This window comes from Streptomyces sp. NPDC002838 (assembly GCF_040295365.1).
In the GTDB taxonomy this organism is placed as follows: Bacteria; Actinomycetota; Actinomycetes; order Streptomycetales; family Streptomycetaceae; genus Streptomyces.
The window spans coordinates 246855-259878 of the sequence record NZ_JBEOVF010000008.1; the positions used below are offsets into that span (position 1 = coordinate 246855).

18 protein-coding genes and 1 pseudogene are annotated in these 13024 nt (G+C 71.2%); 17 read left to right on the forward strand and 2 right to left on the reverse strand.

The window, feature by feature from the left end; all coding sequences use genetic code 11:
* Positions 1-7 precede the first annotated feature (7 nt).
* From sufC to ABT063_RS13985, 4 genes are read left to right on the forward strand one after another with little or no spacing between them, the layout of a single operon-like run.
* On the forward strand, positions 8-772 hold the full coding sequence (gene sufC, locus ABT063_RS13970; RefSeq protein ID WP_351057512.1) for a Fe-S cluster assembly ATPase SufC: 765 nt from the start codon (positions 8-10) through the stop codon (positions 770-772).
* Positions 769-2040, forward strand: coding sequence for a cysteine desulfurase (locus ABT063_RS13975; protein ID WP_351057513.1), 1272 nt, complete (start codon positions 769-771; stop codon positions 2038-2040). Before sufC ends, ABT063_RS13975 begins: the two co-directional genes overlap by 4 nt.
* 10 nt (positions 2041-2050) lie before the next feature.
* Positions 2051-2518: a Fe-S cluster assembly sulfur transfer protein SufU gene (gene sufU, locus ABT063_RS13980; RefSeq protein WP_351057514.1), complete on the forward strand. Its 468-nt coding sequence runs from the start codon at positions 2051-2053 to the stop codon at positions 2516-2518.
* Positions 2515-2847 (forward strand): metal-sulfur cluster assembly factor, encoded by a 333-nt coding sequence (locus ABT063_RS13985; RefSeq protein WP_030677253.1) that lies wholly within the window; start codon positions 2515-2517, stop codon positions 2845-2847. Before sufU ends, ABT063_RS13985 begins: the two co-directional genes overlap by 4 nt.
* 80 nt (positions 2848-2927) lie before the next feature.
* Here the strand turns inward: ABT063_RS13985 and ABT063_RS13990 are convergent, their stop codons facing one another.
* Positions 2928-3761, reverse strand: coding sequence for an AbfB domain-containing protein (locus tag ABT063_RS13990; RefSeq protein WP_351057515.1), 834 nt, complete (start codon positions 3759-3761; stop codon positions 2928-2930).
* 146 nt (positions 3762-3907) lie between these two features.
* Between ABT063_RS13990 and ABT063_RS13995 the strand changes: the two genes are divergently transcribed.
* The 8 genes from ABT063_RS13995 to ABT063_RS14030 all read left to right on the forward strand — a co-directional run bounded on the left by ABT063_RS13995 (position 3908) and on the right by ABT063_RS14030 (position 9829).
* On the forward strand, positions 3908-4228 hold the full coding sequence (locus tag ABT063_RS13995) for a DMT family transporter (protein WP_351057516.1): 321 nt from the start codon (positions 3908-3910) through the stop codon (positions 4226-4228).
* A complete protein-coding gene (locus ABT063_RS14000; RefSeq protein ID WP_351057517.1) occupies positions 4228-4773 on the forward strand; it encodes a TetR/AcrR family transcriptional regulator in 546 nt (181 codons plus the stop codon). The genes ABT063_RS13995 and ABT063_RS14000 overlap by 1 nt, the downstream gene beginning before the upstream one ends.
* A 147-nt stretch (positions 4774-4920) precedes the next feature.
* Positions 4921-5517, forward strand: coding sequence for an RNA polymerase sigma factor (locus tag ABT063_RS14005; protein WP_351057518.1), 597 nt, complete (start codon positions 4921-4923; stop codon positions 5515-5517).
* 1 nt (position 5518) lies between these two features.
* The gene (locus ABT063_RS14010) at positions 5519-6430 is read left to right on the forward strand and encodes a CU044_5270 family protein (protein ID WP_351057519.1); all 912 of its coding nucleotides are present in this window, start codon (positions 5519-5521) and stop codon (positions 6428-6430) included.
* Positions 6431-6556: 126 nt separating this feature from the next.
* Positions 6557-7546, forward strand: a complete 990-nt coding sequence (gene dapD, locus ABT063_RS14015) for a 2,3,4,5-tetrahydropyridine-2,6-dicarboxylate N-succinyltransferase (protein WP_351057520.1) — start codon at positions 6557-6559, stop codon at positions 7544-7546.
* A 118-nt stretch (positions 7547-7664) separates the two neighbouring features.
* Positions 7665-7889, forward strand: a complete 225-nt coding sequence (locus ABT063_RS14020) for a hypothetical protein (protein ID WP_351057521.1) — start codon at positions 7665-7667, stop codon at positions 7887-7889.
* Between the two features lie 159 nt (positions 7890-8048).
* On the forward strand, positions 8049-8606 hold the full coding sequence (locus tag ABT063_RS14025; protein ID WP_351057522.1) for a SigE family RNA polymerase sigma factor: 558 nt from the start codon (positions 8049-8051) through the stop codon (positions 8604-8606).
* Positions 8603-9829: an SMP-30/gluconolactonase/LRE family protein gene (locus ABT063_RS14030; RefSeq protein WP_351057523.1), complete on the forward strand. Its 1227-nt coding sequence runs from the start codon at positions 8603-8605 to the stop codon at positions 9827-9829. The genes ABT063_RS14025 and ABT063_RS14030 overlap by 4 nt, the downstream gene beginning before the upstream one ends.
* Before the next feature lie 42 nt (positions 9830-9871).
* On the opposite strand, the gene dapA is transcribed toward ABT063_RS14030, so the two are convergent.
* Entirely contained in the window at positions 9872-10786 is a 915-nt protein-coding gene (dapA, locus tag ABT063_RS14035; RefSeq protein ID WP_351057525.1) for a 4-hydroxy-tetrahydrodipicolinate synthase, read from the reverse strand.
* 186 nt (positions 10787-10972) lie between these two features.
* On the opposite strand from dapA, the gene ABT063_RS14040 reads away from it, so the two are divergent.
* From ABT063_RS14040 to ABT063_RS14060, 5 genes and pseudogenes are all read left to right on the forward strand, one after another.
* Positions 10973-11113, forward strand: a complete 141-nt coding sequence (locus ABT063_RS14040) for a hypothetical protein (RefSeq protein ID WP_351057526.1) — start codon at positions 10973-10975, stop codon at positions 11111-11113.
* A complete protein-coding gene (locus ABT063_RS14045; RefSeq protein ID WP_351057527.1) occupies positions 11110-11802 on the forward strand; it encodes a hypothetical protein in 693 nt (230 codons plus the stop codon). The genes ABT063_RS14040 and ABT063_RS14045 overlap by 4 nt, the downstream gene beginning before the upstream one ends.
* Positions 11803-11855: 53 nt before the next feature.
* On the forward strand, positions 11856-12275 hold the full coding sequence (locus ABT063_RS14050; protein ID WP_351057528.1) for a phage holin family protein: 420 nt from the start codon (positions 11856-11858) through the stop codon (positions 12273-12275).
* Entirely contained in the window at positions 12272-12682 is a 411-nt protein-coding gene (locus ABT063_RS14055) for a DUF3618 domain-containing protein (protein ID WP_351057529.1), read from the forward strand. The genes ABT063_RS14050 and ABT063_RS14055 overlap by 4 nt, the downstream gene beginning before the upstream one ends.
* 79 nt (positions 12683-12761) lie before the next feature.
* A pseudogene (locus tag ABT063_RS14060) lies at positions 12762-12994 on the forward strand (SRPBCC family protein); the annotation flags it as partial.
* Between the last annotated feature and the right edge of the window lie 30 nt (positions 12995-13024).

Here is a 13024-nt window from a genome sequence, read left to right on the forward strand (position 1 = left end):
GGCACCCATGGCAACGCTTGAAATCCGAGACCTGCACGTCACCGTCGAGGTCGAGAACGGCACGAAGGAAATCCTCAAGGGTGTCGACCTCACCGTGAAGCAGGGCGAGACGCACGCCATCATGGGCCCGAACGGCTCCGGCAAGTCGACCCTCGCCTACTCGCTCGCGGGTCACCCGAAGTACACGATCACCGGCGGCACCGTCACCCTCGACGGCGAGGACGTCCTGGAGATGTCCGTCGACGAGCGCGCCCGCGCCGGCCTGTTCCTGGCCATGCAGTACCCGGTCGAGGTCCCCGGCGTCTCGGTCTCCAACTTCCTCCGTACGTCCGCCACCGCCATCCGCGGCGAGGCCCCCAAGCTGCGTACCTGGGTGAAGGAGGTCAGGGAGGCCATGGAGCGCCTCAACATCGACCCGTCCTTCGCCGAGCGCAACGTCAACGAGGGCTTCTCCGGCGGTGAGAAGAAGCGCCACGAGATCCTCCAGCTGGAGCTGCTCAAGCCGAAGGTCGCGATCCTCGACGAGACGGACTCCGGTCTGGACGTCGACGCGCTCCGCGTCGTCTCCGAGGGCGTCAACCGCGTCCGCGACACCGGCGAGGTCGGCACGCTGCTGATCACGCACTACACGCGCATCCTGCGCTACATCAAGCCCGACTACGTCCACGTCTTCTCGGCCGGCCGCATCGTGGAGTCCGGCGGCGCCGAACTCGCCGACAAGCTGGAGGAAGAGGGCTACGAGGCATACACGAAGGGTGGCGTATCCGCGTGACACAGCTGCCGGGCCTCCTCACTGAGCCCACTCTTCTGGGCGAGGCGATCCGCAAGGACTTCCCGATCCTGGACCGTCTGGTCCACGACGACCGGAAGCTCGTGTACCTGGACAACGCGGCGACCTCGCAGAAGCCGCGCCAGGTGCTGGACGCCCTGAACGAGTACTACGAGCGCTACAACGCCAACGTCCATCGCGGTGTGCACGTGCTCGCCGAGGAGGCCACGGCGCTGTACGAGGGCGCGCGCGACAAGGTCGCCGCGTTCATCAACGCGCCGAGCCGCGACGAGGTGATCTTCACCAAGAACGCCTCCGAGTCGCTCAACCTCGTGGCGAACATGCTGGGCTGGGCCGACGAGCCCTACCGGGTGGACCACGAGACCGAGATCGTCATCACGGAGATGGAGCACCACTCCAACATCGTGCCGTGGCAGCTGCTGGCGCAGCGCACGGGCGCGAAGCTGAAGTGGTTCGGCCTCACCGACGACGGCCGCCTCGACCTGTCCGACATCGACGAGATCATCAACGAGAAGACGAAGATCGTCTCCTTCGTGCTGGTGTCGAACATCCTGGGCACGGTCAACCCGGTCGAGGCGATAGTCCGCCGCGCGCAGGAAGTCGGCGCGCTCGTCTGCATCGACGCCTCGCAGGCCGCGCCGCACATGCCGCTGGACGTACAGGCCCTCCAGGCCGACTTCGTGGCCTTCACCGGCCACAAGATGTGCGGCCCGACGGGCATCGGCGTGCTGTGGGGCCGCCAGGAACTCCTGGAGGACCTGCCGCCCTTCCTCGGCGGCGGCGAGATGATCGAGACGGTGTCGATGCACTCGTCGACGTACGCCCCGGCGCCGCACAAGTTCGAGGCGGGCACGCCCCCGATCGCGCAGGCGGTCGGTCTCGGCGCGGCCATCGACTACCTGTCCTCGATCGGCATGGACAAGATCCTCGCCCACGAGCACGCGCTCACCGAGTACGCGGTGAAGCGGCTGGCGGAGGTCCCCGATCTGCGGATCATCGGCCCGACCACGGCCGAGGACCGCGGGGCGGCCATCTCCTTCACGCTGGGTGACATCCACCCGCACGACGTGGGCCAGGTCCTCGACGAGCAGGGCATCGCGGTCCGGGTCGGCCACCACTGCGCGCGGCCGGTCTGCCTGCGGTACGGAATTCCTGCGACCACGCGAGCGTCGTTCTATCTGTACTCCACGCCGACCGAGATCGACGCTCTGGTCGACGGCCTGGAGCACGTACGGAACTTCTTCGGCTGAGAGGCTGGTCGTGAAGCTGGATTCGATGTACCAGGAAGTCATCCTGGACCACTACAAGAACCCGCACGGGCGTGGTCTGCGGGATGGCGACGCCGAGGTGCACCACGTCAACCCGACGTGCGGCGACGAGATCACGCTGCGCGTGAAGTACGACGGCACGACGATCAGCGACGTCTCGTACGAGGGCCAGGGCTGCTCGATCAGCCAGGCCTCCGCCTCCGTACTGAACGAACTCCTCGTCGGCAAGGAGCTGGCCGAGGCGCAGAAGGTCCAGGAGACCTTCCTGGAGCTGATGCAGTCCAAGGGCCGGATCGAGCCCGATGACGCGATGGAGGAGATCCTGGAGGACGCGGTCGCGTTCGCGGGTGTCTCCAAGTACCCGGCGCGGGTGAAGTGCGCCCTCCTGAGCTGGATGGCGTGGAAGGACGCGACGGCCCAGGCACTGGGCGGAGCCGACGCCGAAAGGAACACGGCATGAGCGAGACCGTTGAGATGAAGCCGGCCTCGGAGGAAGAACTCCGCGAGGCCCTGTACGACGTCGTCGACCCCGAGCTGGGCATCGACGTCGTCAACCTCGGCCTGATCTACGGCATCCACGTCGACGATGCGAACATCGCAACCATCGACATGACCCTGACCTCGGCGGCCTGCCCGCTGACGGACGTCATCGAGGACCAGGCCAAGTCCGCCACGGACGGCCTGGTCAACGAGCTGCGCATCAACTGGGTCTGGATGCCGCCGTGGGGTCCCGACAAGATCACGGACGACGGGCGGGAGCAGCTTCGGGCGCTCGGGTTCAACGTCTGAGATCCACCGGCCGACGCGAACGGCGACGCCTCTTGGGCGTCGCCGTTTCTCGTGCTCGGGCCAGTCGCCGGAGCCGGCTGTCAGGCCAGCCCGTTCACCAGCCGGAACGCCGAGTCCGCCTGATACAGGCCCGAGTGCTGGTAGGACTCCAGGCGGAGCGTGAAGTCCTTGTGGCGCAGGAAGCGGCCCGGGAAGTTGACCGACTCCAGCATGATCGCGTCGGACACCGACGCGCCGCGCGGGCAGAACGTGGCGTCCCGGTCGAAGAGGGGCGAGCCGTCGTGCCCTTCCTCGCGCAGCACGAAGTCGCGGTGGCGGAGGTAGGTGCCGTCGGCCGTGGCGAAGGAGTAGCAGGACGCGTCGGACAGGCCCTTGACCAGCTTGAAGGTGGCGTCCTGCCGGGCCGAGGCGGAGTGGATCTCATCGAGCCGGACGCTGCTGCCGCTGATGTGCCAGTAGCGGTCGGGGTAGTTGACCGAGCGGACCGATCGCCAGGTGGCGGCCGGTGGCTTCGCGTCCGGCGAACTGGGCCGTGGGTTGGGGGACTTCGGCGGGTCGGCGGACGGGGTCGCGGAGGTCGGGCCGTGCGGGCTGGGGGCCTTCGGGGTGGCGCGGGCGGGAGGCGCGTCGCTCTTCCCGCCCGGCGTCGCGGCGCCGCTCGTGGAGGGCGTGGCGAAGGAGATCAGACCGGGGCCGGTCGGGTCGGTGCCGGCCGCCTGGTCCTGGGGCGACGGTGACCGGTCGTCAGAACGCCGGTCCGTCATGGCTATCGCGGTCAAGCACGCGGCGACGGTGGCCAGCGCCAGCGCGGCGGCCAGCCACAGGCGTCGCGTTCCCGGTACCCGGGAGGTGTCCGGAGTCCAGCCGCTCTCCCACGGCTGGTTCTGCGGGGGCCGGGACTTGCTTTCTGGCATGCGCGATTCCTCCAGCGGCGCCCATGGCGACGGCTGCGGCCGGTGATGGGGGAGTTGATGAACGGTGAAACACTAGTGGAGTCGGTGAGTTCCCGGCAGCCGTTTGCACCGAGCGCCTTCCACATCGGATATGTACGCTCGTACACATGGGATACCTGATGCTCGCCGGCGCCATAGCCGCCGAGGTGGCCGCGACGACGGCCATGAAGTACACCGACGGCTTCACCAAGCTGCTGCCCTCGCTGCTCACCGCCCTCGGCTACGTCGTCTCCTTCGCGCTGCTCGCCCAGACACTGAAGACCGTGTCGGTCGGCACCGCGTACGCGATCTGGGCCGGGGTCGGCACCGCGGCCATCGCCACCATCGGAATCGCGTTCCTGGGGGAGGGCATGACCGCCGCCAGGGCGGTCGGCATCGCGCTGATCATCGTCGGCGTGGTGGTGCTGAACCTGGGTGGCGCGCACTGATGCCCCGGCGGTACGACCCCGAGCGACGGCAGCGGATCATCGACGCGGCGATCCGGGTCGTGGGGGAGAAGGGCCTCGCCGGACTGAGCCACCGCTCCGTCGCCGCCGAGGCCGATGTGCCGCTCGGCTCCACGACGTACCACTTCAAGACTCTCGACGACCTGATGGTCGCGGCGCTCCGGCAGGCGAACGAGGGCTTCGCCAAGGCGGTCGCCGCCCGCGGCGGCCTGGCCGACCCGCGCACCGACCTGGCCGCGGAACTCGCCGGCCTGCTGGGTGAGTGGCTCGCGGGCGAACGCACCGGTGTCGAGCTGGAGTACGAGCTCTACCTCGCCGCCCTGCGCCGCCCCGCCCTGCGCCCGGTCGCCGCCGAATGGGCCGAGGACCTCGCCGCCCACCTCGCCCACCGCACGGACCCGGTCACGGCACGGGCGCTGGTCGCGCTGCTGGACGGGATCTGTCTGCAGGTGCTGCTGACGGGGACGCCGTACGACGAGGCGTACGCGCGGGAGGTGTTGTCGCGGGTCATCGACGCCTCGGCGTGAACCGCCGTGATCCCGCCGGGCGTCGCCCGTGAATCCCCTTCCGCCGCCCTCCGCGAACCGTTCCGCCGCCCTCCGTGAACCGTTCCGCCGCCGTCGGGGAACAGCGGGTGACATGCTCACCCCGACCACACCCACGGAGGCCACCACGTGACCGGACCACCGGACCCGTCCTCGCCCGAGGACGCCCAGGTCGTCGCCCAGTCCCTGGAGGAACCGGAGCTCTTCGCCCGCCTCTACGACCGGTACGCCCCCGACATCCACCGCTACGCGGCACGGCGGCTGGGCGTGAGCGCAGCCGACGACATCACCGCGGAGACCTTCCTGGTCGCCTTCCGCATCCGGTCCCGCTACGACACCACGCGCCCCAGCGCCCGCCCCTGGCTCTACGGCATCGCGGGCAACCTCATCGGCAAGCAGCGCCGCGCCGAGGTGCGGGCCCTGCGGGCGCTGGCCCGTACCGGGCACGATCCGGTCGCCGAGACCTGGTCCGAGCGCGCCGACGACCGCGTCACCGCGCAGGCGGCGCAGGCCCCGCTCGCCGGGGCACTGGCCGCGCTGTCCGTGGGCGACCGGCACGTGCTGCTGCTGGTGGCCTGGGCGGATCTGACGTACACCGAGGTCGGTGAGGCGCTCGGCATCCCCGTCGGAACCGTGCGCTCCCGGCTCAACCGCGCCCGCCGCAAGGTCCGTTCGGCCCTGGGCGCCGATCCCGCATTCACGCTGGACGCCACGGAGGTGGTCTGACATGGACGAGATGACGGCGGTCCGCGACCTGCGGGCCCAGGCGCCGGCGGCCGAGCGCGCGGACCTCGTCGCCGGGCGCGAGCTGCTGCTGCGGGAAGCGGCAGGCCGCGCCCGCACCCGCAGGCTGCGGGGCGACTGGCGGCTCGTGGCCGCGGGAACGGCGGCCGTGATCACCGCGGTGGCCGTGATCGGGACACAGGTGGCGGACCGCGGACCGGAGGGTGCGCAGCCGGGAGCCGGGCCCGGCTACAACCTCGAACTGGGCAGTGCCAAGGACTTCCTGAACGACGCCGCCGACGCCATCGCCGCAGGTCCCGCGGTCACCGCGCGCGACGGCCAGTGGATCTACGTGAAGTCCGCCGAGACGAACGTGACGGACGACGAGCCCGACCCGCAGACCAGCGAGGACTGGATGGCGTACGCCGATCCGAAGATGGAGGGCGGGCGGGCCGGCGACGACCACTCGCCCAGGGAGGAGTACGCGTTCCTCAAGAGCCTCCCGGACGACCCGGCGAAGGTGCGGGCGAAGGCGCGCGCGTTCTTCTACGCCACCGACCCGTCCGAGACCCGTACCCAGCACGAGTACCGGGCCCTCGTGGCCGTCCTCAGCCGGGCGTACGCGTACGATCCCGCCGGCCTCGCCAAGGTCTACCGGGCCCTCGCCACGATCCCCGGCGTGCAGGTCGCGGAGGTCCAGGACGAGGCGGGGCGCAGCGCCTACGCGCTTTACCTGAAGAGTGTCTCGGACACCTCCCGCGACGAAGTGCTCCTCGACCCGGACACCTGGCTCTACGCGGGGTACCGGTCGCTGGACCGGAGCAGCCGGAACGAGGAGTGGGGCGAGGGGGACGTCGTGATCAGCTCGGCACGGCTGGCGGTGGCGGTGGTGGACAGGAAGGGCGAGAAGCCCTGAGGGCGCCCTGATCAGAAGCCTTGAGGCCGCCCTGATCAGGGCTCGCTCCCGGCCGGTGTGCCCGGCACATGAGACGCCGTGCACACCGGTTCGCCCTCACCCCGCCCGGCCGGTTAGGTTGCCCATATGACCGACACGACTGCTCCTCGCACCACCGGCGCCGTTGCCGCCGGCCTCGCCACGATCGCCGCCGACGGCACCGTGCTCGACACCTGGTTCCCCGCGCCCGAGCTCGCCGCCGAGCCCGGCCCGTCCGGCACCGAGCGGCTGTCCGCCGAGCGTGCCGCGGAGCTGCTCGGCGGAGGCGCGACCGCGGCGATCGGCCCGGACGCCCGCCGGGGCGTCGAGGTGGTCGCGGTCCGCACGGTCATCGGCTCCCTCGACGACAAGCCGATCGACGCGCACGACGTCTACCTGCGCCTGCACCTGCTCTCGCACCGCCTGGTCAAGCCGCACGGCCAGAGCCTGGACGGCATGTTCGGCTTCCTCGCCAACGTCGCCTGGACCTCGCTCGGCCCGGTCGCCGTCGACGACATCGAGAAGGTCCGGCTGAACGCCCGCGCCGAGGGTCTGCACCTCCAGGTGACCTCCATCGACAAGTTCCCGCGCATGACGGACTACGTCGCCCCGAAGGGCGTCCGCATCGCCGACGCCGACCGGGTCCGCCTGGGCGCCCACCTCGCCGCGGGCACCACCGTCATGCACGAGGGCTTCGTCAACTTCAACGCGGGCACCCTCGGCACGTCGATGGTCGAGGGCCGTATCTCCGCGGGCGTCGTGATCGGCGACGGCTCCGACATCGGCGGCGGTGCCTCGACCATGGGCACGCTCTCCGGCGGCGGCAACGTGATCATCTCCATCGGCGAGCGCTGCCTGATCGGCGCCGAGGCGGGCGTCGGCATCGCGCTCGGCGACGAGTGCGTGGTCGAGGCCGGTCTGTACGTCACCGCGGGCACCCGCGTCACCATGCCCGACGGCCAGATCGTCAAGGCCCGCGAGCTGTCCGGCGCCTCCAACATCCTCTTCCGCCGCAACTCGGTCACCGGCACGGTCGAGGCCCGGCCGAACAACGCGGTCTGGGGCGGCCTGAACGAGATCCTGCACAGCCACAACTGACGTACGCACAGCGCCACGTACGAGTTACCCGGCGTGACCTCTCGGCGGTTCAATCAGATGAACGGGTGGACGCTTCAGTCCGATCAGACGCCGAACCGACGAAACGAGGGACCTGGGTATGAGGAACGAGCGGGCGAGGATCGTGGCGCGCTGCCTGACCGGAGCGGTCACGGTGGCGGTGGCCTGCTGGCCGGCGGCCGGCGTCGCGCACGCCGACGAGACCAACACGGCCTCGCACAACGGCCCCCGGATCGGGCTGGTCAACGTGGGCCAGGTCGACGACCCGATGGAGGACGTGCTGGAGCACACCCTGCTGTTCGGCGACGGCTACCGCTGGGGCTGACCCACTGCCTCGACAGGCCGGGGTCCCGTATCGCACACGCGCGGTACGGGACCCCGGCCCGTTTTTATGTGCGCAGGCATAGTGGGAGGCCCCCGCGCGCGTCACAAGGGGCACAGGGAACGGACAGCGGGTCCGCTCTCGGGGGAAGAGAAGGTGACGATGGATGCCGACGCGCAGGAGAGTTTCCGGGAGTTCGTGGCGAACCGGTCGTCCGCGCTGCTGAAGACCGCGGTCCTGCTGAGCGGCGGCGACCGGCACGCGGGCGAGGACCTCCTCCAGAACGCGCTGATCAAGGCGGCGGGCCGCTGGCACCGCATCGACGAGCCGGAGGCCTACGTACGGCAGATCCTCTACCGGCAGCAGATCAGCCGCTGGCGGCTGAAGTGGCCCAGACGCGAACTCAGCGTCGCCGAGCCACCGGAGACCGGCGCGGACCCGGACGCCTCGTCCGCGGCCGAGCTGCGCCTGGTGATGCGCCAGGCCCTGTCCCGGCTCACCGCGCGGCAGCGCACCGTGCTGGTCCTGCGCTACTTCGAGGACCTGCCCGAGGCCGAGGTGGCCCAGCTGCTGGGCTGCTCCGTCGGCACCGTACGGTCCACCACCCACCGCTCGCTGGCCCGGCTGCGCTCGCTGGCGCCCGAACTGGCCGCCCTCGGCCCCGCCAAGGCCGAGCAGCTCCCGTCCCATGACTACTCGCCCGTGGAGGTGCGGTCATGAACGTCGACGAACTCGTGCGCGACGCCCTGCGCGAGCAGGCCACCGAACAGCCCCCGGCGGCATCGGGGTTCGCCGACCGCGTGCTGGCCGTCCGCCGGCGCCGCCGCACCCGCAGGCTCGCGGGAGCCGCCGTGGCCACGGCGGCAGCGGTCGCCGTAGGAGTGGCCGTGCCGCTGCTGGACTACGGCAAGCAGGACGCACGTCCCTCGGGCGGCGGCATCGTGGTGGAGAGGAAGGACACGAAGGCTCACCCCGACCAGTCGCCGCCGCGCGAGGAGATCTCCGTCGGGGGCACGACCCTGGCCGGGTACTTCATCCCGGAGACGGTCGAGAAGACCACGGACACCGCCGTCTACCAGCGCACCTACTACCTGCTGAACCCGAAGACCGGCAAGTACGCCAAGGCCGCGAACTGGTCCTGGGTCGCCGTCGCCCCCGGCATGAAGACCGCCGCCGTCCTGGAGCAGGACCTGCCCGCCTCGCGGATCGGCCTGCTCGACCTGACCACCGGCAAGGTCGAGCGGTGGATCCCGGTCGACCACGGGGTCGGCGGGCTCGCCTTCTCCCGCGACGGCCGCAAGCTGGTCGCGACGACGTACGGCGAGAACCCCGATCTGCGGGTCAAGACGGAGGGCTCCGACGACTGGGGCCAGGAATGGACGTCGAGCCGCACCGGCTTCTACGTCCTCGACGTGGCCTCCGGGAAGGGCGCCTGGACCGAGGTCGAGCTCGCGAGCGACCCCGACGACCAGGGCGGCACCTTCCTCAACACCCGCCAGGACTTCGCCCTCACCGACGACGGCCGGCACGTCTGGGCGGGTCACCCCATGGGGGACATCGGCAAGCAGTTCTACGACTTCACGGGCAAGGAGGTCCCCGCGCCGACGGGCGACAAGTACCTGTCGTGGTCCGTCGACGCGGGCAAGTCGCCGAGCGGGAAGCTCGTCGCCGGTGACTTCGCGGGCAAGAAGTGGAAGACCTCCTCCTACGTCCTCGACGCCGCCACCGGGGCGAAGACCGAGGTGCGCGGGCAGCAACTGCTCGCCTGGGTCGGCGAAAAGCAGCTCATCGCCTGGGACATCGGCAAGAACGACAAGAACGAGTTCCACCAGCGGCTCGTGCTGGTCACCATCGGCAGCGACAAGGAGGTCCCGCTCAGCGGCTTCCGTCAGGGGAACGACGGACACGCCGGGCGCTGGGAGCCGATCTTCGGCCAGCCCTGATCGGGGCGTGCTGATCGGGAGGCTCTGACCAGGCGTTTCCGATCATCCGGCCAGCAGCCGTTCGTACTCCGCCAGCAGCCCGTCGGCCGTCTCCCGGCCGGCGGGCCGCAGCGGGGCGCGGACCGGGCCCGCGGGCAGACCGAGTGCGTTGAGCAGGGCCTTGGCGGTGACCGTGCCGGGCAGTCCGCTCGACATCATCAACTCGATGAGCGGAGTGGCGCGTTGCTGCAACCGGGCCGCCTCAGCGGTGTCTCCCGCGTCGAACGCGTCCAGAACGGCGCGGAGTCGGGCCGGGGCGGCGTTCGCGACCGTGCTGATGTACCCCGCGCCGCCCACCGCGTACAGGGCGAGGTTGTGCTCCTCGCAGCCCGCGTAGTACGCCAACTCCGTGCGGGAGAGGACCTTCTGGGCGCCGAGGAAGTCGTACGAGCAGTCCTTGACCGCCACGATCCGGGGATGCTCGGCGAGCCGGATCATCGTGTCGGGCTCGATGCGGGTGCCGGTGCGGCCCGGGATGTCGTACAGCGCCACCGGTAGCCCGGACGCGTCCGCGACCTGGCGGAAATGTTCCTCCAGGGCGTCCTGAGGGGGCTTGCTGTAGTACGGGCTGACCACCAACAAGCCGTCCGCGCCCGCCTTTTCGGCCGCGAGGGCCAGTTCGACGGTGTGCCGGGTGTCGAAGGTACCCACGCCCGCGACGATCGGCACCCGGTCGCCCACCGCCTCCCGGACCGCGGTGATCAGCGCGGCCTTCTCCGCGTCCGTCGTGGTCGGCGCCTCGCCCGTCGTACCGGACAGCACGAGGCCGTCGCAGCCGTCCGTCACCAGCCGCTCGGCGAGCCGCTGCGCCCCGTCGAGATCGAGCGCGCCCGCGTCGCCGAAGGGCGTGATCATGGCACAGAGCGCGCGGCCGAAGGGAGCGGCGGAGGGGGTGGCGGAGTGTCGGGCTGTCGTCATGCGAGTAGTCTCGGCAGAGCTACAGTGAAGCTCCACTTAATTTTCCTACGAGGTATCGGTAAGGATTACTGCGAGGTGGCCGTTCGTGGCAGCGTCCTCCGAGGCGCGATGGCCCTATGTCCAAGCCGGCCCTTCATGGGTCACCATGGCCAGGACGGTCATCGACCCCTGGTCATGGGAGGCGTCATGAAGCTCGGCAAGGCACTCGCCACCGGAGTCGCGGAAGAGCGGCCGCAGGCCACCGTGGAAGAACCCGATCTCGAACTTGCCGCGGAGATCCGGGACGTCGAAGAGTCAGCTCCCGAAGAGGCCCCGGCCGCCCGATGAGGCTGCGGCTCCCCGAGGAACGCCCGACGGAGCCGCCGACCGGATACAAGATCGCCCACCCGGTGCTGTCCCACGACGGAACCCGGGCCGGGTTCACCGGTGTGTCGCTGGGCGGCGCGCTGCCGTACGGAGCCCTGGCCGACGCGGCTTGCGTCTACGGCCTGCGGCACCGGGCACCGCACCGCCGCTGCGACTGCGGCTTCCACTGCGTGCACGACCGTACGACGGCCGAGGCGCTGCTGTGCACGGCCGAGCACCGGACGGCCGTCCTGCTCGAAGTCTCGGTACTCGGCCGCTACATCCGCTTCGAACGCGGCTTCCGCTACGCCCGCCAGCGGGTGCGCACCGCCACGGTCGGCCCGTGCGCCTGCGGCAAAGTCGCGGCGGCGCTCGCCGACGCCGGCTGGGGCCGCCCCGGCTGGCGCGCGCTGGCCCCCTCATGCGGGGGATGCCTGCGCGGCCGTACGTCCGTCTCACTGGCCGGGTTCGCCCGGCTGGCCGGAGAGGGCCTGCGGGTGGTGGCCGGAAAGGGCGCGGTGCCGCCCGTGGCCGACCTCGCCGGGGCCGAGGGGCTGGGCGTACCCGAACTCGTCGCGGAGGCCGCGCTCCTCCAGGCCCGGCTGGACTGGTTCCAGGCCCAGCTGGCGCGGCTCGGCGAGCACGGGGCGGGCGGCGCGCCGCACGGGTAGCCGGGGGCCGGTCAGGGTACCCGGGGGTTCCGAAACCGAGAGGAGGCGGAACCGTGACCGGGACCACGGCCCCCAGGCCGGCACACGACGAACACCATTCGGTGGGGGAACTCGTCGGACAGGCCAGCGAACAGCTTTCGCGGCTCGTACGACAGGAAGTGGCCCTCGCCAAGGAGGAACTGGCCGAGAAGGGCCGCCGCGCCGGACGTGGCGGCGGGCTGCTCGGTGCCGCGGGCGCCGTCGGCTACGCCGGCCTGCTCGCCCTGGCCGCCACGGCCGCCGCCGCGCTCTCGCTGGCGCTGCCCGTGTGGGCCGCGGCGCTCATCGTGGCGGGCGTGCTGTTCGCACTCGCGGGCCTGCTCGCGGCGACCGGCCGCGCCCAGCTGCGCCGCGCCGCACCGCCCACGCCCGAGGAGGCCCTCGGCAGCGTCAGGGCGGACGTCGAGGAGATCAAGGAAAGGGCGCACCGATGACGCAGGAGCGGGACAAGGCGGCGCAGGGGCGCGAGGCGGTGGGGGCGAAGGGGCCCGATGAACTGCGCCGCGAGATCGAACGGACCCGGAGTGAACTCGGCGACACGGTCGAGGAGTTGGCCGGGAAGGCGGATGTGAAGGGGCGGGCGCGGGCCCGGGCGGCCGATCTCCGGGACAAGGCGGGAGCGGTGACGGTGCAGCTGCGGAGCAGTGCGGCGCAGGCGGGGCACACGGTCCAGGGGAAGGCGAGCGAGGCGGGTCACGCCGTTGAGCACAGCCTGCCCGGTCCGGTCCGCAGCGCCGTGCAGGTCGGAGTGCGTCATCCCCGGCCCGTGCTGATCGTCGGCGCGGCCGCGGGGGTGGTGGTCGCGGCGGGGGTGTGGCGGTGTAGGCATGGAGGACGGTGAGTGAGCGGGTTTCCATTGGGTGAGTGACGGCGGTGCCCGGGTGGGGTGCGCAGCCCGGCGCTACGGGGTGCCGCCTCTCGTGGAGGAACCCGAGCCGCGCGAGGGCGGCAAGGGCCCCTTCGGCTCGACCGTCACCGCCTGGGACCCGCCGCACCACTGCACCCACCGCGCCGAGAACGTCGAGGGCGTCTCCGAGCAGACCCTCAACGCCAGTACCTGACGCACTGCGACCGCCGCCCGGTCGCCTTCACCACGTTCGACGGCCCCGACGCGTCCAAGGCGTCCGACTCCTTCGCCGCCGTCGGCCGGGCGCGTCCGGCGCCGATGCCAAGGCGGACGAGG